We start from the raw sequence: 23,961 nt of genomic DNA on the forward strand, positions 1-23,961 counted from the left end.
GGATTTTAGGTTACAGCGAGGCGTATTTATCCAGCGTACGCACCAGCTGCGTCACGAAGCCATACTCGTTGTCATACCAGGCCACCGCTTTTACCAGCTGCAGATCGCCAGCCTCGCTGACCTCCGTCTGCGTGGCGTCAAACACCGAACCATAGTGCGAGCCGATCACATCCGACGACACAATCTCTTCGTCGGTATAGCCGAAGGATTTATTGCCCTGAGTCGCTTTTTTCAACGCGGCATTGATCTCCTCAACCGTCACCTTTTTACCCAGAATCGCCACCAGCTCGGTCACCGAACCGGTTTTCACCGGCACGCGCTGGGCGTGGCCTTTCAGCTTGCTGCTGAGTGCCGGGATCACCAGGCCAATGGCTTTCGCGGCGCCCGTGGTATGGGGAATGATGTTCTCTGCTGCCGCGCGCGAGGCACGAAGATCTTTCCCGCGTGGGCCATCCACCAGCGCCTGCGTACCGGTATAGGCGTGAATGGTGGTCATGGTACCGACTTTTATTTCAAAGGCGTCGTGCAGGGCTTTTGCCAGCGGGGCGAGGCAGTTGGTAGTGCAGGAGGCGACGGAGATGATGGTGTCACCGGCGTCAATGGTGTCGTCGTTCACGTTAAACACAATGGTTTTCATCTCACCTGCAGGCGCGGAGATCAGCACCTTTTTGGCACCCGCATCCAGATGCGCTCTGGATTTCTCTTCAGAGGTATAAAAACCGGTGCATTCAACGACGATATCTACGCCCGCGGTTTTCCACGGAATATGTTTGGCCTCTTTTTCGGCGTAAACCGCGATCGTTTTGCCATCCACAATCAGCGCGTCTTCGGTGAAATCCACGCTCCACGGGAAGCCACCGTAGTTTGAGTCATGCCTCAGCAGATAGGCCAGCACTTTGGGCGAGGTGAGGTCGTTGATGGCGACGACGGTGTTGCTGTCCTGGGTTTCAAGAAGGCGACGAAGTACAAGGCGTCCGATGCGTCCAAATCCGTTAATGCCAATTTTACTCATGGTGTTCTCCTGTAAACGTGTCGATGCGACAGTTTGAACTCATCCAGGCTTAGACCATGACGGGCAGGGCGGCAATTGAAGATGCTTCATGCGCGGGGAAGTATTTGAAAATCCATACAGAAAACTTAATGAATTTTTAAGGAAAGCGGATTATGTTGGCGCTGTATTTGTCATTCATCAGGAAATCACATGCGCACTAAATATACAGGCCTGCAAATCGGTATTCACTGGCTGGTGTTTCTGTTAGTTATCGTGGCTTACTGTGCCATGGAATTCAGGGGCTTTTTTCCGCGTACCGATCGCCCACTGATTAACATGATTCACGTCTCCTGCGGGATCGCCATTCTCGTGCTGATGGTGGCGCGCCTGCTTATTCGTCTTAAATACCCGGCGCCGCCCATTCAGCCTAAGCCGAAACCGATGATCACCGGCATGTCGCATCTGGGGCATCTGATCGTTTACCTGCTGTTCATTGCGTTGCCGGTGATCGGTATCGTGATGATGTATAACCGCGGGAATGACTGGTTCGCCTTTGGCATGACGATGCCGCATGCGGCGGAAGGGAATTTTGACCTGGTGGATGTTCTGAAAGAGTGGCACGTCACGCTGGCCAATCTGGGGTATTTCGTGATTGGCCTGCACGCGGCGGCGGCGCTGATGCATCACTATTTCTGGAAAGATAATACGCTGCTGCGCATCATGCCTAAAAAACGCCTGTAGCCAGCTTATTGCCCGGCGGCGCTACGCTTGCACGGGCCTACAAACAGCGCTGTATCGTAGGCCGGGTAAGCGCAGCGCGCCACCCGGCTTGTTTTTTAACGCAGCAGAGCACGCTCTTCAGCTGTCAATTCCAGCATCTGGGTTGTCCCTGTTTCAGATGACCTCACCGCCGCTTCCAGCACCGCCATCACCGCCAGCGCTTCAACCGGATGAACCGGGTTCCCGATTGTGCCCGTCAGCGCATCACGCACGTTAATGTAATACTGACGCTGATCGCCTTTCGGCGTTTTCAGGCGCGTCGCGTCTCCGGCGGCATCAAACAGCACCATATCGTCGCTGTCTTCGCCCCAGCTTTCGCTGCCGGGAATAACACCCTCCAGCAGCTGTGCTTCCTGCTGATCGATGCGTGCCTTCACCACGCTGGCTTTATCGCCGTGAACGGTAAAGCGTGACGTACCGCCCGCCACCAGCATGCTGGCGTGCAGAATCACCTTATGTTCAGGGTAATTCAGGACCACGTGCGCCCAGTCGTTAATTTCAGCACCGTCGCGCAGGGTGGCGATATTGCCCTGAACCGACTGTGGCAGCCCGAAAAGCTGCAGCGTCTGGTCGATCAGATGCGGTCCAAGGTCAAACCACAGGCCACTGCCCGGAACGTTTTGCTCTCTCCAGCGCACGCGCACTTCCGGGCGGAAGCGGTCAATGTGTGACTCAAACAGTTTCACCTTGCCGAGGCGGCCTTCCTCAATCACCTGCTTGATGCCGAGGAAATCGCTGTCCCAGCGGCGGTTGTGGAAGACGGAGAGCAGACGCTGTTTCTCATCCGCCAGGGCAATGAGCTCGCGGGCTTCCTGCATGTCGAGAGTGAATGGCTTATCCACCACCACGTGCTTGCCAGCGTTGAGGGCAAGCGCTGCCAGCGGCGCGTGGGTGGCATTTGGGGAGGCAATCACCACCAGATCGACATCCGGGTGTTGAATGGCTTCTTCCGGGGTAGCGACCACCAGTACGTCCGGCAGATCGCGTTTCACTTTCTCTTCATCACGGGAAGAGACGACCGCCAGCGTTAACCCTTCGATGGACTGGATCAGCGGGGCATGGAACGTCTTACCCACAAATCCGTACCCGATCAGCGCAATATTAATTGTCTTAGCTTTATTCATGACCTTCTCCACGTTATTCCGCGCAAACCGTGACCTGCAATGCGCCGGTATCCCCAAGTTCAGCCCAGGGCCTGTCTAAAAACAGTTGATGAATTTCGCTTACCCCGGCGACCAGCCAGGGTTCACAGTGGTTTAATTTCATATGGTCCACGACGATCCAGTGCTCATGGCTTGCCGCGAGCATCGCCCGCTTAACGTCCGCATCCGCTTCTTTGCTCGCGCTTAAGCCAAGCTGCGCGTGGATGGCACACGCCCCGAGAATGGCGATATCCGCGCGATAGCGGGACAGCAGGGACAGGGTGGCGCTTCCGGCGAACAGGCGCTGCTTCTGGTCCCACTGTCCGCCGAGCAGGATCAGCTCGATATCGTCCCGGTCACTGAAATGTTGGGCGATATCCAGCGAGGTGGTGATCACTTTCAGGGGGCCCTGAAGGAAAGTGGCGACGGCCATCACCGTGCTCCCGGCATCGAGAAACAGCGTGGAACCGGTCGGCACGCGCTGCGCCACCGCTTTACCGAGCCGCTGTTTTGTTTCAGGCAGTAAAGTATTTCTGCCCTGGCGATTCATGCCGGAGAGATCGAGCGCAATCGCACCGCCGTGGTTCTTTTGTGCCAGGCCCTGTTTTTCCAGGTCGGTCAGGTCGCGACGGATGGTATCTGCGGAAACCTGCAGTTTCTCAGCAAGCTCGGTAATGCTGGCCTGGCCTTGCTCAATGATGAGCTCGAGCACGTACTTCTGACGGGCAGTTTTATGCATGACGGGACAATCCTGCAAAATGTAGCAATAAATCGCATAATACAGCATTTCTGAGCGGAGGGAAGAGAACGTTTAGTCGAAAACAGGAAGAAAACCTGATAGTTTATATGCGTAACTATTGAGATTTTATTAAGCGAATATAATGAAGCCGTATGGAATGGTGACTACGATGTTATCGGTATGTTTTATTTATCAGTTTGGATGATGTAACCAATGTATAACCATTAACTGGCATTAAATTCCGTTTATATAAAATTGATCAGTGTTTTATTTTGATAATAACTTTATATGTGGGTTTTAATATTTAATAAGCTCGCCTGATTACCTAAATTGACACTTCTTTGAAAATCTTTGTGTCTGAGTCATAAGGAAATTAACGCAAAAATGTACACAAACGAAATTAGGAATTTTCTTTAAATAACAGTGGGTTTTTATGTTTCATTTGAAAGGCCACTTTTCGTGTTTTGTCCAGAACCTGCATGTTTTTTCTTATTTGTAACACCACATTAACATTGAGGGTGTAGTTGCCTATAACGCATTTTGTTATGCTCCAGACCAGTAAATAAATAAGTAAATTCTTATGCGAAATAAGAAGAAACAATCTCATCTCCAATGGAAATGGATGCGGGGGAGTTTTGCCTGAAATTCAGTGGGGAAGTTAAAGAAGATATTTGTCTAATTATCTATACCTCCTTTTGGGTAATTGCTTAAGTATCACTCAGAGTCAGGGAGATAAAAATGACGGTATTGCCAAAGAACGTTTCACTCAAATTTACACCGACAATCGTATTAATTTCGCTCGCAATGAATATGGCATACGCCAATAGTGGCCACATGCAGATGGCCCCGGTTGCGGCGATAACCTTAAAAGAAAGCATTTTATTTGCTATCGATCGCGATCCGTCTATTAGCCAGCAGGCCGCACAATTAGGTATTGGTCAGGCACAAATAGATGAGGCACGCAGCGGCTGGATGCCGCAAATATCGCTGAACGGCAGTACGGGGCATAGCCAGACCACCGACTCAAGCGGATCGCTGAAGAATTCTGCTGCCTGGGGGGTGAGCCTGACGCAGCTGTTGTACGATTTTGGTAAGACGAATAACAGCATCAGCCAGTCCTCAGCCCAGCGCGATAGCTACCGTTACCAGCTGATGAGCACGCTCTCTGACGTGGCGGAAAAGACGGCGCTCGGCTACGTGGAGGTTAAACGCTATTCCGATCTCTTACAGGCTGCCAAAGACAACGTTCAGGCGCTCAAAAACGTTGAGCAGTTGGCGAAACTGCGCGCGGATGCAGGCGTGAGTTCCACCTCCGATGAACTCCAGACCCGCACGCGCATTGCCGGTATGCAGGCGACCGTGGCGCAGTATAACGCCGCCTTAAACAGCGCCCGCGCAAGGCTCGCGGTGCTCACAGGTCTGCAGGCTGAGACCTATTCGCCTGTCCCTGCGAACCTTGCGGTTGAGCCGGATTCCCTCAACCGCATTGATTATTCGTTGATACCGACGGTGTTGGCCGCGCAGAACATGGAGCGCTCGGCCCAGTATGGCGTTGAAACAGCAAAATCGCAGCACTGGCCAACCCTGAGCCTGAAGGGAGGACGTACGCGCTATGAGTCGGACAACCGTTCTTACTGGGACGACCAAATCCAGCTCAATATAGACGCACCGCTTTATCAGGGCGGCGCGGTTTCCGCACGCGTGCGTCAGGCTGAAGGGGCGCGTGCTATGGCCTCCTCTCAGGTCGACCAGGCGCGCTTTGATGTCCTGCAAAAAGCCTCCGTCGCGCAGGCTGACTGGACCGGTGCCCGGGGAAGAATGGAGGCCGGAAAACAGCAGCTGGAAAATGCCCTGCGCGCCCGCGATGTCTATAAAAATGAATATACCCTGAGCAAGCGGAGCATTAACGATTTGCTCAGCGTTGAACAGGATGTCTGGGCCGCCACCTCCGCAAAAATAATGGCTGAATATGACGGCTGGAGTTCGGCGATTAACTACGCTTCTGCGGTGGATAATTTGATGCCGCTTATCGGAATAGAGAAAAACGCTGCCGCAAAATTACCCGATTTGAGTTAAAAAAAGACGCGTCTTTCTGCGCGAAATAAGTCTGACAATAATGGGTGTTTTTTCCCAGGGATAGCTACATCCGTCTGGTGGACATATCCACAGGAATCCGTACACCTGCAAGGAGAAGAATATGAGTAACGTAAAAGTTGTTGATGTCATCATTCGCAAAACGGCGGAGAAAACGAAATTAACCGGAGAAGGAAATCTGTCGGTATCCATTTCATCGCCGAGCGTGATTGAAATCCAGGGTTCTGCTCAGGACGTGGTGCGTTATGTCCGCCAGGGGAAAGATCTCCTGATTTATATGAAAGATGGCAGCGTGATCCGCTGCAATAACTATTTTGTCGAAGATCCAGAAACGCATAATCAGTCAGAGCTGGTGTTCAACGATAATCAGGAACTGACTCATATTTCTTTTGCCGATGCCGGGGAAGCGTCAGGCATGGCCGCGACGGAATTAACCGCGCAGGCCGCACCCATTAGCAGCATTGAGCCTTTCCTGGAGCAGGAAAGCGTATTAAGCGATGCGCCGTGGGGCTGGATTGCGGGCGCGGCGTTAGGCGGCGGTGCCATTGGGGCGCTGCTGGCTCACGGCGGTGACGGCGAAACAAAAACGAAAGTTATTGATAATACCAAAGAGGTTGAGAGCGCCACGCCGACCTTTTTGCTGACGGATAACGCGGGTGACAAGCAGGGCGTGCTGAGTGCAAAAGAGATCACGGACGACAACACCCCAACCTTCAGCGGTACCGGGCAGCCGGGCGCGACCATTCAGATTAAAGACAGCGGCGGCAGCACCATTGCCAGCGCCATGGTCGCGAAGGACGGCACCTGGACGGTAAAACTCCCGACACAGACTGACGGGGAGCACACCTGGTCGGTCGTACAGATCGACGGCAGCAAAACCACCTCTGCGGGCAGCATCACCGTAACCGTCTCAACGGCCGAGGCCGCCGTGACGCTCGCCACCACGGCGGGCGATAACGTGATCAACGCCAGCGAACAGTCCGCGGGCTTCACGCTTTCCGGGGCCAGCAAAAACCTGGCGCAGGGAACCGAACTCACCGTGACGCTGAACGGAAAAACCTATTCCGCAGAAGTGGGGGCAAACGGCGCGTGGAGCGTGAAGGTGCCTGCCGCAGACGCGCAGGCGCTGGGCGACGGCACCTGGACGGTCAATGTGAGCGGCAAAGACGCGGCGGGCAATATCGTGAGCGGCAGTCAGACGATTGGCGTCGATACCGTTGCGCCTGCGCTTTCCGTGAATGCAATCGCGCAGGACAATATCATTAACGCCGCTGAACATAATCAGCCGCTGACGATTAGCGGTAAAACCGATGCGGAAGCGGGCCAGATTGTGACGGTCACGCTGAACGGTAAAAATCACACGGCGACCGTGGGCAGTGACGGCACCTGGTCCGTCACGCTTCCTGCCGGTGAAGTACAGGCGATGGCTAACGGCGGGCACACCCTCACGGTCAACGTCAGCGACAAAGCGGGTAACGGTTCTTCTACCACCGCCGATTTTACGGTTGATACCGCCGCTCCCGTTGTGACGATCAACACCGTCGCGGGTGACGACATTCTGAACACCAGCGAGCAGGGCCAGGCGCAGATCGTTTCCGGGAAGGCGAGCGGCGCGGCGGCAGGCGACGTGGTGACCGTGACCGTTGGCGGACAGACCTTCACCGGTGTGGTGCTTGCCGACGGCAGCTGGAGCGTCGGCGTGCCTGCCTCCGTCATCGGCGCGCTCGGTGAGGGCAGCCACACGATTTCGGTCTCCGTCACTGATGCCGCGGGCAACACCGGCAGCGCGACGCACGGCGTGACGCTGAGCGGCAACCCGCCGGAATTCACGATTGACGCCATCAGCCAGGATAACGTCCTGAACGCGCAGGAGGCCATGCAGCCCCTGAGCCTGAGCGGCACCAGCAACCTGCCGAACGGCAGCGCCATCACCGTCACGTTAAACAACGTTAACTATCAGGCCACGGTTGAAAACGGTATCTGGACGGTTCAGGTGCCGGTTTCTGACGTGCTGAATCTGGCGAACACCCTTTATACCGTCAGCGTCAGCGGCACCGATAGCGTGGGTAACAGCGGTTCTGCCGAAGCGAATCTGCTGGTGGATACCGTCCTTCCGCAGGTCATTATCAATACGTTTGCGGGCGACAACCTGGTCAATAACGCCGAAGCGGGCGTCGATCAAACCCTCAGCGGACGCGTTACCGGCGCGGCGGCGGGCGATACCGTCTCTGTCACCGTCGGCGGCAAGAGCTACACCGCAACGGTTGGCAGCGATCTGACCTGGAGCGTGAAAATCCCGTCAGCGGATCTTCAGGCGTTCGGCGACGGCGATTTGACCTTCAGCGCCTCCGTCACCAACGCGCACGGCAATACCGGCACCGGCGAGCGTGATATCAATATCAACGCGGAGCTGCCGGGCCTGCGCGTGAACACCATTTCCGGCGATGACGTGATCAACGCCATTGAACAGCAGCAGGATCTGAGCGTCACCGGCTCCAGTACCCATCTGGCCGCGGGGACGCAGATTGTCGTCACCATTAACAACGTTGAGTACGTCACCGCGGTTAACGCCAGCGGCAACTGGCAGATCGGCGTTCCGGCGGCGGACCTGCAGGCCTGGACGGCGGGCGGCATGACGGTTAGCGTCAGCGCTGAAGATGCCTGGGGCAATACCGTTGCGGCTGAACACCCGATTGAACTCGATCTGAACGCCGTGGCGGTCACCATTGATACCGTCTCCGGCGACGACCTGCTGAACGCGGCGGAAAAAGGCGCGGACTTAACCCTTTCCGGCCAGACGCAGGGCGTGGAAGCGGGGCAGACCGTGGTGGTGAAATTCGCTGACCAGACCTTTACCGCACAGGTACAGCAGGACGGCTCCTGGAGCCTGACCGTACCCGCCAGCGCCATGGAAACCCTGATCGACGGGCGTGCGCAGGTGAGCGTCAGCGTGACTAACGTCAGCGGCAACAGCGCGGACGCCGCGCGCGTGGTGACGGTGGATACGCAGCCACCGGCCATTACGCTCGATAACCTGACCGACGACAACATCATCAATGCGGCTGAAGCGCAGCAGGATTTAGCCTTAAGCGGTACCAGCACTGCGGAAGCGGGCCAGACGGTCACCGTGACGCTGAACGGCAAAACGTATCAGACCACGGTTCAGGCGGACGGTACGTGGCAGCTGAGCGTGCCTGCGGCTGACGTGAGTGCCCTGACGGACGGCATCGTTACCGTGACCGCAACCGTGAGCGACGTGGCGGGCAACAGCAGCAGCGCCGATCGCGTGGGACTGGTAGACGCCACCGTTCCGCAGGTGACCATTAACGACTTTGTCACCGACACCAACACCGTTAACCAGCTCGCCCATTCACAGGCGCAGATCCTGAGCGGCTCCGTCACCGGTGCGGCAGCGGGCGATCGGGTGACCGTCACCATTAACAGCGTGGATTACACCACCGTGGTGGATGCATCGGGCAACTGGAGCCTCGGCCTGCCCGCATCCGTCGTGCAGGGGCTGACGGACGGCACCTGGACCATCGACGTCTCCGTGACCGACCGATCCGGCAACACCGGAAGCAGTTCGCTGGATGTGGTGGTGAATACCGTGACGCCTGTTATCGCCATCAGCACGCTGGCGGCGGACGACGTGATTAACGCGACCGAGAAGGGCGAAGATCTGCTGCTCTCCGGCACCAGCAATCAGCCAGAAGGCACGCGCGTCACCGTTAACCTGAACGGCATCAATTACACCGCCACTACTGACGCCAGCGGTCACTGGAGCGTGAGTGTACCGGCCTCGGCCGTTAGCGTGCTGGGAGAAGCCCATTACACCGTGACGGCGAGCGTCACGGATAACGTCGGCAACAGCGCCTCAACCTCACACGATGTGCTGGTGGACACCTCGCTGCCGGTGGTGACGATCGACACCCTGGCGGGCGACAATATCGTTAACGCCGCGGAAGTGGCGGCAGGGCAAACCCTGACCGGTAAGGTGACGAACGCGGCGTCAGGTGACACTGTCACTATTATCCTTGGCGGCCAGACATACACCGCTACCGTGCAGGACGATCTGACCTGGAGCCTGCCGTTAAGCGAGAGCCAGCTTACCGCGCTCGGCAACGGCGACCTCACCGTATCCGCCAGCGTGACCAACGCGCACGGCAATACCGGCTCGTCGTCGCTGGACGTAACCATCGACGCCCAGCTGCCGGGTCTGCGCATTGACACCGTCGCGGGCGACGACGTGATTAACGTCATTGAACACGCCCAGAACCTGATTGTCTCCGGCACCAGCACCGACCTGGCGGCGGGCAGTACCGTGACCGTTACCATCAACGGCAAAGCCTATTCGGCAACGGTACTGGCGGACGGCACCTGGCAGGCGGCGGTTCCGGCGGCCGATGTGTCCCTGTGGGCGGATGGTTCGCTCACCATCAGCGCCAGCGCGCAGGATGCCTCCGGCAACCCGGTGGCTATCGGGACCGTCGTGGACGTCGATCTCGCGCCTGTCGCCATCACCATCAGCAGCGTGACCGACGATAACGTGCTCAACGCGGCGGAAAAAGGCCAGGACCTGGTGCTTTCCGGCACCACGTCCAACGTTGAAGCGGGTCAGACCGTGACCATCACCTTCGCGGGTAAAACCTATACCACCACGGTGGATACCAACGGCGACTGGACCTGGACCGTACCGGCTGCCGATTTGAGCGGCCTGAAAGACGGCGACGCCAGCGTGCAGGTCAGCGTCACCAACGTGAACGGCAACGCGGCGTCTTCGGCGCAGGAATTCAGCGTCGATACCACCGCGCCGACGGTGACCATCAACACCATCAGCAATGACAATATGCTGAACGCGGCAGAGGCGGCACAGGATCTGACCCTGAGCGGCACCTCTACTGCCGAAGCAGGCCAGACGGTCACCGTGACCTTCAACGGCAATCAGTACACCGCGCAGGTGCAGGCGGACGGCAGCTGGACGCTCGACGTTCCGGCGGCGGATATGGCAGGCATCACCGACGGCAGCGCGGCGGTAACGGCGACCGTGTCCGATAAGGCAGGCAACCCGGCCAGCGCAGGCTCCTCGGTGCTGGTCGACACCACCGTACCGCAGATTTCATTCAACATCGTTGCGGGCGACGACGTCGTGAATATTGCCGAGCACGGCCAGGCGCTGATCGTCTCCGGCAAGGTGACGGGCGCGCAGGCGGGCGACGTGATTACCCTGAGCCTGAACGGCAAAGAGTACACCGCCATGCTGGATGCGTCCGGCAGCTGGAGCGTGGGCGTTCCGGCGACGGACGTGGGCGCGCTGGCAAACGGCGACCAGACGATTTCCGCGACCCTCACCGATAAAGCCGGCAACAGCACTACCGCCACGCACGAGTTTGACGTCTCCCTGACCGCGCCGGTGGTTGCCATCAATACCCTGGCGGTTGACGACGTGATCAACGCGACCGAGAAAGGCCAGGATCTGCTGGTGTCCGGCACCAGCAACCAGCCGGAAGGAACCACCGTTACGGTGACCCTGAACGGTATCAGCTATACGGCCACCACCGACGCCAGCGGCAGCTGGAGCGTCACCGTTCCGGCGGCAAACGTCTCTGTGCTGGGTGAAGCGAGCTATGCAGTGACGGCGAGCGTAACCGACATCGCAGGCAACAGCGCGAGCACCGGGCACAGCGTGCTGGTCGACAGCGGGCTGCCGCAGGTCACCATCAACCCTGTCGCCACGGACGATGTCATTAACGCCGCGGAAGTGGCTGCCGGGCAGACCCTGAGCGGCAAAGTGAGCGGCGCGGCGAGCGGTGACACTGTCACTGTTTCAATTGGCGGCAATACGTACACTGGCATCGTTCAGGACGATCTGAGCTGGTCGGTCAGCGTGCCGTCCACGGTGTTAACCGCCATCGGTAACGGCGAACTGACGGTGTCAGCCAGCGTCACCAACGGCCACGGCAACACCGGAACCGGCGAGCGCGACATCACCATTGACGCCAACCTGCCGGGCCTGCGCGTCGATACCGTGGCGGGCGACGATGTGATCAACAGCATTGAGCACGCGCAAAATCTGATTATTACCGGCTCCAGCGAAGGCCTGGCAACAGGCGCGGTGTTAACGGTGACCGTTAACGGCAAAACCTACGCCGCAACCGTGCTGGCGGACGGTACTTGGACGGCGGCCATTCCGGCGGCAGACGTCAGCGCGCTGAATGCGGGCACGGTCACCGTGACCGTGGAAGGCCAGAGCGCGGCGGGCAATCCGGTTTCCATCAGCCACGACGTGAAGGTGGATCTGGCGACCGTTGCTATCAGTATTAACCCAGTAGCCTCGGACGACGTAATCAACGCGGCTGAGAAAGGCGCGGACCTGGTGCTGTCCGGCTCGACCACCAATGTGGAAGAAAACCAGACCGTTACCATCACTTTCGGCGGCAAGTCGTACACCGCGACGGTGGATGCCAGCGGCAACTGGACGGCGACCGTACCGTCTGCCGATTTGGGCAGCCTGAAGGACGGCGATGCCAGCGTGCAGGTGAGCGTCACCAACGTGAACGGCAACAGCGCGTCGGCAGGCCGCGAGTACAGCGTGGACGCGACCGCGCCCACGGTGTCTATCGAAATTGTCAGCGACAACAACATCATCAATGCGGCCGAAGCGCAGCAGGATCTGGTCGTTAACGGCGTGACCAACGCCGAAGCGGGCCAGACCGTCACCGTAACGCTGAACGGCGTGGACTACACCACCACCGTACAGGCGAACGGCAGCTGGAGCGTGACCGTGCCGTCCGCGGATCTGAGCGGTATTACCGACGGCAACTACACCATCAGCGCCGCCGTGTCTGATAAGGCGGGCAACCCGGCCTCTGCGGATCGCGACGTGCTGGTCGATACCACCGTCCCGCAGCTGACCATTAACACCGTTTCCGACGACGACGTGATCAACAGCGCCGAGCATGCGCAGGCTCTGATTGTCACGGGCGCCGTAACCGGCGCGGCGGCGGGCGACGTGGTCACCGTAACCCTCAATGGCAAATCCTACACCGCCACCCTGGATGCCTCCGGCAACTGGAGCGTGGGCGTGCCTGCGGCGGACGTCACCGCGCTGGCCGCCGGGGATTACACCATTACCGCGGCGCTGACCGATAAAGCGGGCAACAGCAACAGCGCCACGCACGGCGTGGAGGTGAACCTGACCGCGCCGGTGCTGACCATTGACACTGTTTCCGGTGACGATGTGCTCAACAGCACCGAGAAAACCCAGGATCTGACGATCTCCGGTACGGCTTCCGGCCTGGCGACAGGCGCGGTGGTGACCGTGATGCTGAACGGCAAAGCGTACAGCGCGATGGTCGACAGCAACGGGAAATGGACCACCACCGTTCCGGCGGACCAGGTGGGCCAACTGGGTGAAGCGTTGTACACCGTTACCGCATCGGCAACGGACAGCGTCGGCAATAGCACCAGCACGTCGCACACCGTGAACGTGGAATCCGTTCTGCCGGGCGTGATTATCAACACCATTGCAGGTGACGACATCATTAACGCGGCGGAGCTGGCAGCCGGGCAGACCATCAGCGGTAAGGTGGTGAATGCCGAAGCGGGCAACACCGTGACCGTGACCATTGGCGGTAACAGCTACACCGCAACGGTGCAGAGCGATCTCACCTGGTCCGTGAACGTGCCGGAATCCGTTCTGACCGCGCTGGGCAACGGCGATTTAACCGTGTCAGCCAGCGTCACCAACGGCGTGGGCAATAGCGGCACGGGCGAGCGCGAAATTGTTATAGACGCCAACCTGCCGGGCCTGCGCGTGGATACCGTGGCGGGTGACGACGTGATCAACAGCATCGAACACGGACAGAACCTGATTATCACCGGCTCCAGCGACGGGCTGGCGGCGGGCGCGGCGCTGACCGTGACCGTAAACGGCAAAACCTATCCGACGACCGTGCTGGCAGACGGTACCTGGAGCGCCGCGATCCCGGCGGCGGACGTTGGCGCACTGAGTGCGGGCACGGTTTCAGTAACCGTTGCGGGTCAGAGCAGCGCCGGTAACCCGGTTTCCATCAGCCACAATGTGACGGTCGATCTGGCGAACGTCGCCATTAGCATTGACGCGATTGCGTCAGACGACGTGATCAACGCGGCCGAGAAGGGCGCGGATCTGGTGCTCTCCGGCACCACTTCGAACGTGGAAGAAAATCAGACCGTCACCATCACCTTCGGCGGCAAGAATTACACCGCCACGGTCGATGCCGACGGTAAATGGACCGCCACGGTGCCAGCGGCCGATCTGGCGGGCCTGAAAGACGGCGACGCCAGCGTGCAGGTGAGCGTCACCAACGTGAACGGCAATAGCGCCTCGGCGGGCCGCGAGTACAGCGTGGATGCGACCGCACCGTCCGTGACCATCAATACCCTGGCGAACGACGACATTCTGAATGCCGCCGAAGCGAAGAGCGATCTGGCCGTGTCCGGTACCAGCACCGCCGAAGCGGGCCAGACGGTGACCGTATCGCTTAACGGCAAAGACTACACCACAACCGTCAGCGCAGACGGCAGCTGGGCGCTGAACGTTCCGGCGGCGGATCTGGCTGGATTAACCGACGGCAGCGTGACCGTCACCGCATCGGTTAGCGATAAAGCGGGTAACCCGGCGTCCGTGGACCACAACCTGGCGGTAGATATCACCGCGCCTGCGGTGACCATCAACACCGTGGCGGGCGATGATGTCATTAACATCGCAGAACGCGGCCAGGCGCACATCATCAGCGGTACCGCCACCGGCGCGGCAGCGGGCGATAAGGTCACCATTACCATCGGCGGCCAGACTTACACCACCGTGCTGGACGCGGCGGGTAACTGGAGCGTGGGGGTACCGGCGAGCGTGATTTCCGGCCTCAGCGATGGCACCGTGACCGTCACGGCGTCAGTCACCGACGCGGCGGGCAATACCGGCACCGGCAGCCATGACGTGACCGTCGACACCGGCCTGCCATCGGTCAACTTCAACGCCATCAGCGATGACAACGTCCTGAACGCGGTTGAAAAAGGTCAGGATCTGAACGTCAGCGGCACCAGCGCCAACCTCGCGGAAGGAACCGTGGTGACCGTAACCCTGAACGGCAAAAACTACGCGGCCACGACCGCGGCAGACGGTACCTGGAGCCTGACGGTTCCGGCAGCGGATCTGGCCGGCCTCGGTCAGGCCAACTACACCCTGAACGCGACCGCCACCAACGGCGTGGGCAACACCGTGAGCAATACCGCGAACCTGCTGGTGGACACCGCGCTGCCGACCGTGACCATTAACACCGTGGCTGGCGACAACGTCATCAACGCGGCGGAAGTGGCGGCAGGTCAGGCCCTGAGCGGCACCGTGGCGAATGCCGAAGCGGGCAATACCGTCACCGTCACCATTGGCGGCAACAGCTACACCGCAACGGTGCAGAACGATCTGACCTGGTCCGTGAACGTGCCGTCTGACGTGCTGACCGCGCTGGGCAACGGCAGCCTGAGCGTGACGGCGACCGTCACCAACGGCCACGGCAATTCCGGCACCGGCGAGCGCGATATCGCTATCGACGCTAACCTGCCGGGCCTGCGCGTGGATACCGTGGCGGGCGACAATGTCGTCAACAGCATCGAGCACAATCAGAATCTGATCGTCACCGGCTCCAGCGACGGGCTGGCGCCGGGCACGACGCTGACCGTCACCGTCAACGGTAAAGACTATGCGGCGACGGTGCTGGCGGACGGCACCTGGAGCGCGGCGATCCCGTCCACCGACGTGAGCGCGTGGCCGGAAGGCACCGTCAAAATCAGCGTTACCGGCGACAGTTCAGCGGGTAACCCGATTACCATCAGCCACGATGTGACGGTGGATCTGGCGACCGTTGCCATCAGCATCAATGCCATCGCCACCGACGACGTGATTAACGCGGCGGAGAAGGGCGCGGATCTGGTGCTGTCCGGTGCGACCACTAACGTGGAAGCCGGCCAAACCGTGACCATCAGCCTGAACGGCAAAATCTATACCGCGACAGTAGACGACAGCGGCAACTGGACCTATACCGTGCCGTCAGCGGATCTGGCTGGCCTGAAGGACGGCGACGCCAGCGTGCAGGTGAGCGTCACCAACGTGAACGGCAACAGCGCCTCGGCGGGCCGCGAGTACAGCGTGGATGCAACCGCGCCGTCCGTGACCATCAACACCCTGGCGACGGACGACATTCTGAATGCCGCCGAAGTTCAGGCCGATCTGACCGTGTCCGGCACCACCACCGCCGAAGCGGGCCAGACGGTGACCGTAACGCTGAACGGCAAAGACTACACCACAACCGCAGGCGCGGACGGCAGTTGGACGCTGAACGTTCCGGCGGCGGATCTGGCTGGATTAACCGACGGCAGCGTGATCATTACCGCAAGCGTCAGCGATAAAGCGGGTAACCCGGCGTCGGCCGATCACACTCTGACGGTGGACGTGACCGTGCCTGCGGTAACCATCAACACCGTGGCGGGCGACGACGTGATTAACATCGCTGAGCACGCTCAGGCGCACATCATCAGCGGCACCGCCACCGGTGCGGCCGTGGGCGATAAGGTCACCGTCACCATCGGCGGCCAGATCTACACCACCGTGCTGGACGCGGCGGGTAACTGGAGCGTGGGCGTCCCAGCGAGCGTCATTTCCGGGCTCAGCGACGGCACCGTCACCGTCACGGCGTCAGTGACCGATGCGGCGGGCAACACCGGTAGCGGCACGCACAGCGTGACTGTCGATACCGGTCTGCCGTCCGTGGCCTTCAACGCCATCAGCGGCGATAACGTGCTGAACGCGGTGGAGAAAGGTCAGGATCTGAGCGTCAGCGGCACCAGCGCCAACCTGGCGGAAGGCACCGCTGTGACCGTGACCCTCAACGGTAAAAACTACGCGGCCGCGACGGCGTCGGACGGTACCTGGAGCCTGACCGTTCCGGCAGCGGATCTGGCCGGTCTCGGCCAGGCCAATTACACCCTGAATGCGACCGCCACCAACGGCGTGGGCAATAGCGTCAGCAATACGGCGAACCTGCTGGTCGACACCGCGCTGCCGACCGTCACCATCAACATCGTGGCGGGCGACAACGTTATCAACGCGGCGGAAGTGGCCGCAGGCCAGACCATCAGCGGCAAAGTGGCGAACGCGGAAGCGGGCAACACGGTAACCGTGACTATCGGCGACAACAGCTACACCGCAACGGTGCAGAGCGATCTCACCTGGTCCGTGAACGTGCCGGAAACGGTCCTGACCGCGCTGGGCAACGGCGATTTGACCGTGTCGGCGACCGTCACCAACGGCCACGGCAACACCGGCGCGGGCGAGCGCGACATCGTTATAGACGCCAGCCTGCCGGGCCTGCGCGTCGATACCGTCGCGGGTGACGATGTGATCAACAGCATCGAGCACGGGCAGAATTTGATTGTCACCGGCTCCAGCGACGGGCTGGCGGCAGGCACCACGCTCACCGTGACCGTCAATGGCAAAACCTATGCGGCCTCCGTGCTGGCAGACGGTAACTGGAGCGCGGCGATCCCGGCGGCAGACGTCGGGGCCCTGGCTGCGGGCACGGTCACCGTGACCGTTGCAGGACAGAGCGCGGCGGGCAACCCGGTGACCATCAGCCATGACGTGACGGTCGATCTTTCCGCAGTGGCTATCAGCATTGACGCCATTGCTGCAGACGACGTGATTAACGCGGCGGAGAAAGGCACGGATCTGGTGCTGTCCGGCAGCACGTCGAACGTGGAGGAAAACCAGACCGTCACCATCACCTTCGGCGGCAAGACATACACCGCGAAAGTGGACGCTGACGGTAACTGGACGGCCACCGTGCCTTCCGCCGATCTCGCAGGCCTGAAGGACGGCGATGCCAGCGTGCAGGTGAGCGTCACCAACGTGAACGGCAACAGCGCCTCGGCGGGCCGCGAGTACAGCGTAGACGCCACCGCGCCAACCGTGAGCATTGATACGGTCGCTGGCGATAACGTGATTAACGGCAGCGAAGCGGCTGCGGGCGTGGCCATTTCCGGCACCACCACGGCGGAAGTCGGTCAGACGGTCACCGTGACGCTGGGCGGGAAGAGCTATACCGCGCAGGTGCAGCAGGGCGGTATCTGGAGCGTGAATGTGCCGGGCACCGACCTGTCCGCACTGGCTGATAACGGCTACACCGTACAGGTCAGCGTGAGTGACGCCGCGGGTAACCCGGGCAGCGCGGGCAAAGCGATTACGCTTGATACCACGCCGCCGACCGTCAGCTTTAACGTCGTGGCGGGCGATAACGTCATTAACAGCGTGGAGCACGGACAGGCGCAGATCGTCAGCGGCACCGCAACCGGCGCGAGCGTCGGCGATAAGCTGGTCATCACCATCGGTTCGAACCAGTACACCACCACCGTTGACGCCAGCGGCAGCTGGAGCGTGGGCGTGCCGGCGAGCGTGATTTCCGCGCTGACCGACGGCACCGTGACCCTCAGCGCGACCATTACCGACAGTGCGGGCAACAGCAGCACCCAGACCCACGATGTGGTGGTGAACACCGCATCGGTTGCGCTGACCGTCAACACCCTCAGCGGCGATGACGTGATCAACGCGGCAGAAGCGGGTAACTCGCTGGTGATTAACGGCTCAAGCGCGCAGTTCGCCAGCGGCACCCAGGTCACCGTGACCCTGAACGGCAAGACCTACACGGCTACCATTCAAAGCGACGGCTCATGGACCACAACCGTTCCGGCCGCCGATGTGGGCGCGCTGGCCGACGGTGCGAGCTATCAGGTGGCCGTTTCGGCGCAGGACAGCGCGGGCAACAGCGCGTCGGCGACGCACGGCATCAGCGTGGATACCACCGCGCCGGTGGTAAGCATTGCCACGCTGTCCGGCGACGACGTTCTGAACGCGGCGGAAGCGCAGCAGCCGCTCACCGTACACGGATCTTCCAGCGCGGAAGCGGGCCAGACGGTGACCGTGACGCTGGGCGGCAAAACCTACACGGCCACCGTGGCAAACGACGGTACCTGGACGCTGAACGTTCCGGCCGCCGATCTTGCCAGCCTGAGCGAAGGCGCGCTGACGGTCACCGCGTCGGTGAACGACAAAGCGGGTAATAACGGTCAAACCACGCACACCTTAACGGTAGATATCGTCGCGCCAACCGTGACCATCAGCACCGTGGCGGATGACGATATCGTCAACAACGCGGAGCAGCTGGCGGGCCAGACCATCAGCGGTACCACCACGGCGGAACAGGGCCAGACGGTGACCGTTTCCTTCAACGGGCACAGCTATCAGGCGACCGTCGGGGTGGACGGATCCTGGTCGGTCTTCGTGCCGGGCCGTGATTTCCTCGGCCTGAGCGACGGGGATTACACCATTACGGCTACGGTGAGCGATAAGGCGGGCAACCCGGGGAGCGCAACGCACGACGTGACGCTGAACGGCGATGTCCCAACCATCACCATTAACACCTTTGCACAGGACGATATCGTCAACGCCGCCGAGCACGGCACGCCGCTGACTGTCAGCGGCACCACCGACGCCCCGGCGGGCCAGACGGTGACCATTACGCTGAACGGTAAAACCTATACGGCGACCGTGCAGAATGACGGCACCTGGAGCTATACGGTCGGAAGCGCAGACGTGACCGCGCTGGCAGACGGCGGTTCGTACGTGATTAACGCGCAGGTCAGCAATACCATCGGCAACAGCGGCAGTGATAACCACACCGTGACCGTCGATCTGACCGCGCCGTCGATGGGAATTACGATTGATTCGCTGCAAAACGACACCGGCCTGAGCGCGAGTGATTTCATCACCAACGACGGCCACGTTGTGGTCAACGGCTCCCTGACCGCGCAGCTGGGTAATAACGAGAAGGCGCAGATCAGCCTCGACGGCGGCACCACCTGGATTGACCTGACCGTGACCGGCACCACCTGGCGCTACACCGATGGCCGCACCCTGACGGACGGTACCTACCAGTACCAGGTGCGCGTGATCGATAACGCGGGCAACGTGGGGGCGACGGACAGCCAGGATGTAGTGATTGACCTGACCATGCCTGCAGCAACGACGATTACGGTTGATTCCATCACCCAGGATACTGGCCTGTCCGGCAGCGATTTTATCACCAGCGACAACCAGATCAGCCTGAAAGGGACGCTCGGCGCGGCGCTCGGCAGCGGCGACCACGCGCAGATCAGCCTCGACGGTGGCGTTACCTGGATCGACGTCAGCGTCAGCGGCCTGAGCTGGACGTATGTTGATGGCCGCACGCTGGCCGACGGGGATTACAACTACCAGCTGCGCGTGATTGACGATGCGGGCAATATCAGCGCCACCGCCAGCCAGGTGGTGACCATTGATACGGTTGCACCTGACGCCAGCAAAACGATCGCCATCGACAGCATCAGCGACGATACCGGCCTGAGCAGCAGCGACTTTATCACCAACGATACCTCGCTGACGCTGCACGGCTCGCTCGGCGCAACGCTGGCCGACGGGGAATACGCGCAGATCAGCATCGACGGCGGCGTGACCTGGCAGAACGTCATCGTCACCGGCAACAGCTGGTACTACGTGGACGGCCGCACGCTGGGTAACCAGACCTATGACTACTACGTTCGCGTGGTGGATGCCGCCGGTAACGTAGGCGCCAGCGCCCATCAGCAGGTGACCGTCGATACGGTCGCCCCGGATGCGGCGATTACGGTGACCGTGGATAACATCACCGTGGATACCGGCTTCGACAATAACGACTTCCTGACCAGTTCGACCTCGTACACGCTGCACGGAACGCTCGGCGCAGAACTCGGCGCGGGTGAATTCGTACAGGTGAGCATGGACGGCGGCAGCACCTGGGTTTACGCCACCGTAAGCGGTATGCAGTGGAGCTACAGCGACACGCGTACCCTGACCGACGGCAGCCATAACTATCAGGTGCGGGTCGTTGACCAGGCGGGGAACGTCGGGGCCACCACCGCGCAGGCGGTGACGGTGGATACCCAGTCGCCGCAGTACGGCGTCACCATCGACAGCATCAGCGACGATACCGGCCAGTCCGGCAGTGATTTCATCACCATGGACACCACGCTGACCATCAACGGTTCGCTGGGCAGCGCGCTGGCAAGCGACGAGCGCGTACAGATCAGCCTGGACGGCGGCAATACCTGGCTCGATACCACGGTCACCAACCAGCGCTGGAGCTACACCGATACTCGCGATCTGCCTGACGGAGACTACACCTACCAGGTGCGGATTATTGACCAGGCGGGCAACGTCGGCTCCACCGCCTCTCAGGTGGTGACAGTGGACACCACGCCGCCAACCACCGTAGGCACGGTAGTGAGCTATACCGACGGTGAAGGCGAGCGTCAGGGGACCTTTGGCAGTGCGGTGGCAACGGACGATAACTCGCCGCTGATCAACGGCACGCTTAACCGCGCCCCGGACGACGGTGAAATTGTGCAGCTCTATCGTGACGGGGTCCTGCTCGGACAGGTAACCATGAACGGCAGCGCGAGCTGGTCCTTCCAGGACAATGGCCTGAGCGACGGCAACCACATTTACATCCTGCGCGTCACCGACAAAGCCGGTAACTACACGGAGTCGGACGGGTTTGTGCTGAACGTTGATACCAGCATCCCGACCACCACGGCGGCGATTACCGCGCAGACCACGTCGGACACCACGCCGATTGTCAGCGGTACCATCTCCGCTGACCTGGTGAACGGTGAATACCTGGTAGTAACGGTGAACGGAAAAACCTACACCTCCCAGACCGGCGGCGCGGTGGTGGTCGACCCGGATCACAACACCTGGTATCTGCAGATCCCGGACGGCGATGCGCTGAGCGTATCGAGCTACAGCGTGACGGCGCAGGTAAAGAGCAGTGCGGGTAACGGCAATACCACCGGTACGGCGACAGGCAGCCTGGTGATAGATACCACCTCGGTGAATACCGATTGGGCGACCACGGCAGGGAACAGCAACAACTCCACCATGACCCTCGGCATGAACAGCAGCGGTCTGTGGAATATCATTGCTAACAGTCAGTCTTACTCCAGCAGCGATAGCTCGACCTATGCCGGAAATACGCTGACCAACACCCGCGGCTACTACGTGGTGAGCCAGACCGCCGCTGACTTCGACCGTAACGGCACGCAGGATATCTTCGCGACGGAAAATACCTACGCTGGCTCTACGCAGGTGATGTGGACCTATGATGGCAGCACCTATAACGCCAGCCAGCTGGCGATGGGGACCACCATCTGGTACGGCGGCGTCATTGCCTACGATAAAACCGGGGATGGCTATCTGGATCTGGCGTACGGCGATGCCGGTGCTGACTCCATCACCTATCTGATCAATAACAATGGGGTACTTTCGCCTGACGGTACCTACGGCGGCGCGGGATTCTGGGGACAATTCACCACCATGCGTGAGATCTCCGGCGTCGATATTAACAATGACGGCACCGTGGATGTGGTTCAGCACACCAACCGCAGTGGCGGGAACTCGTTAACCGTGATTAACAACAACGGTAACGGGACGCTGACCATCGGCCAAAACCTGACTAACGTGTTTGTAGGAAACGCCGCGAACACCACCACGGCGGCATCCATGACGTGGGCGGACTTCAACGGCGATGGCTACATGGATCTGTACCTGGGCAGCAGCTACAACAACAACGGCGGTGTGATCTACTACAACGACGGTACCGGAAAGCTCTCTGCCACCAAGAGCGCGGTGGAAGCCTCTAACGCCACGGCAGGGTATCTGTCGGTGGCGGTGGACTGGAACGGCGACGGGCAGATGGACATCATCAAGCTCAGCACCTACGGCGGCTCGCAGACGGCGACCCTGTTCACCAACAACGGTTACGGCTCTACCTGGACCTCAAGCCAGCTGGCTTCGGGCCTGGCGAACGTCACCGGCGTGGCGGCGGTGGACTACAACTGGGACGGCGCGCAGGATCTGCTGGTATCGCAGCAGAACGGCAAGGTGGTGCTGGTGCAAAACAGCAAAACCATTGCTGACGGCACCGCGATGCACCTGCACATTGTCGACAGCGAGGGCATCAACGCCTACTACGGCAACACGGTCAATCTGTACAACGCCGCGGGCGTACTGGTGGCGTCGCAGATCATCAACGCCCAGTCTGGTATTGGCTCGAACGATACCTCTGCGCTGGTGAGCTTCTACGGGCTGGATCCGAATGAAACCTATTCGGCTGAGATCCTGAAGATTACCAACGGCGTGTCGGATAACGTCACCTGGAGCGGTCTGGAGGCGGGCAACGGTAAAGAGGGTTACGTCCTGACGGCCGAAGCAGCCACCGGCGGCCACAGCGGGACCCTTACCGGAACCGGATATAACGACACCTTTATCGCAGAGGACGGCACCTATACCTATAACGGCTCCGGCGGCTGGAATACCCATTCCGACTACGACACCTGGAGCAACACCGGCGGGATGGACGTGGTGGATTACCGCAATGCGACCTCCGGCGTGACCGTTGACCTGCGCCTCTCTACCGCGCAGGACACCGGGTTCGGGACGTCACGACTGCTCAACATTGAGGGAATTAACGGCTCGAACTTCGACGACGTCATTACCGGCAACAGTGGTGATAACCAGTTCGAAGGCCGCGGCGGGAACGACACCTTCAACATCGGCAGCGGCGGTCACGATACGTTGCTCTACAAGCTGATCAACGCGACGGATGCGACGGGCGGTAACGGTCACGACGTGGTGAACGGCTTTACGGTCGGCACCTGGGAAGGGACGGCGGACACGGATCGTATCGACCTGCGCGATCTGCTCTCCGGCAGCGGCTATACCGGCACGGGTTCGGCGAGCTACGTGAACGGCGTGGCGACGCTGGACAGCAGCGCGGGCAATATCAGCGATTACATCCGCGTGGTGCAGAACGGCAGCAACACCGAGATCCAGGTGGACTTGGACGGGACGGGCGGCCAGTTCTCGCCAACCGCCCTGGTGACGCTGAACGGCGTGCAGACGGATCTGGCGACGCTGCTGGCGAACCATCAGCTGTTAATTGCGTAAAACAACGCCGCGGGGAGCGATCCTCGCGGCTTTTTGCGTTTCTTTACATGAATAGCCATAACCCTATATTTCACAAGATTATTTTGCGGGCTCGTTTAGGAAGTGT

General features: G+C 60.1%; 6 protein-coding genes. 3 read left to right on the forward strand and 3 right to left on the reverse strand.

From position 1 onward, the window contains the following. Positions 1-10 precede the first annotated feature (10 nt). Positions 11-1,012 carry a type I glyceraldehyde-3-phosphate dehydrogenase gene (gene gap, locus EXW94_RS03720; protein ID WP_174339512.1) on the reverse strand — a complete coding sequence of 334 codons (1,002 nt, stop codon included), beginning with the start codon at positions 1,010-1,012 and terminating at the stop codon, positions 11-13. A gap of 189 nt (positions 1,013-1,201) precedes the next feature. Between gap and cybB the strand changes: the two genes are divergently transcribed. Then, positions 1,202-1,732, forward strand: coding sequence for a cytochrome b561 (gene cybB / locus EXW94_RS03725; protein ID WP_174339513.1), 531 nt, complete (start codon positions 1,202-1,204; stop codon positions 1,730-1,732). Between the two features lie 95 nt (positions 1,733-1,827). Here cybB and EXW94_RS03730 read toward each other — a convergent pair whose 3' ends face one another. Together EXW94_RS03730 and EXW94_RS03735 are read right to left on the reverse strand one after the other, a co-directional pair. Further along, positions 1,828-2,895, reverse strand: coding sequence for an oxidoreductase (locus EXW94_RS03730; RefSeq protein WP_174339514.1), 1,068 nt, complete (start codon positions 2,893-2,895; stop codon positions 1,828-1,830). Positions 2,896-2,908: 13 nt separating this feature from the next. Next, entirely contained in the window at positions 2,909-3,652 is a 744-nt protein-coding gene (locus EXW94_RS03735; protein ID WP_174339515.1) for a DeoR/GlpR family DNA-binding transcription regulator, read from the reverse strand. A gap of 738 nt (positions 3,653-4,390) precedes the next feature. On the opposite strand from EXW94_RS03735, the gene EXW94_RS03740 reads away from it, so the two are divergent. Next, on the forward strand, positions 4,391-5,728 hold the full coding sequence (locus tag EXW94_RS03740) for a TolC family outer membrane protein (protein ID WP_174339516.1): 1,338 nt from the start codon (positions 4,391-4,393) through the stop codon (positions 5,726-5,728). A gap of 121 nt (positions 5,729-5,849) precedes the next feature. Continuing rightward, entirely contained in the window at positions 5,850-23,855 is an 18,006-nt protein-coding gene (locus tag EXW94_RS03745) for an Ig-like domain-containing protein (RefSeq protein ID WP_174339517.1), read from the forward strand. The last annotated feature ends 106 nt before the right edge of the window (positions 23,856-23,961 follow it).

Origin of the sequence: Enterobacter sp. JMULE2, from assembly GCF_013337145.1 — a bacterium.
Classification (GTDB): domain Bacteria; phylum Pseudomonadota; class Gammaproteobacteria; order Enterobacterales; family Enterobacteriaceae; genus Enterobacter; species Enterobacter mori.

Coding starts and splice junctions, on each gene's coding strand:
- gap (WP_174339512.1), bottom strand. CDS start 1,012: ATGAGTAAAATTGGCATTAACGGATTTGGACGCATCGGACGCCTTGTA.
- cybB (WP_174339513.1), top strand. CDS start 1,202: ATGCGCACTAAATATACAGGCCTGCAAATCGGTATTCACTGGCTGGTG.
- EXW94_RS03730 (WP_174339514.1), bottom strand. CDS start 2,895: ATGAATAAAGCTAAGACAATTAATATTGCGCTGATCGGGTACGGATTT.
- EXW94_RS03735 (WP_174339515.1), bottom strand. CDS start 3,652: ATGCATAAAACTGCCCGTCAGAAGTACGTGCTCGAGCTCATCATTGAG.
- EXW94_RS03740 (WP_174339516.1), top strand. CDS start 4,391: ATGACGGTATTGCCAAAGAACGTTTCACTCAAATTTACACCGACAATC.
- EXW94_RS03745 (WP_174339517.1), top strand. CDS start 5,850: ATGAGTAACGTAAAAGTTGTTGATGTCATCATTCGCAAAACGGCGGAG.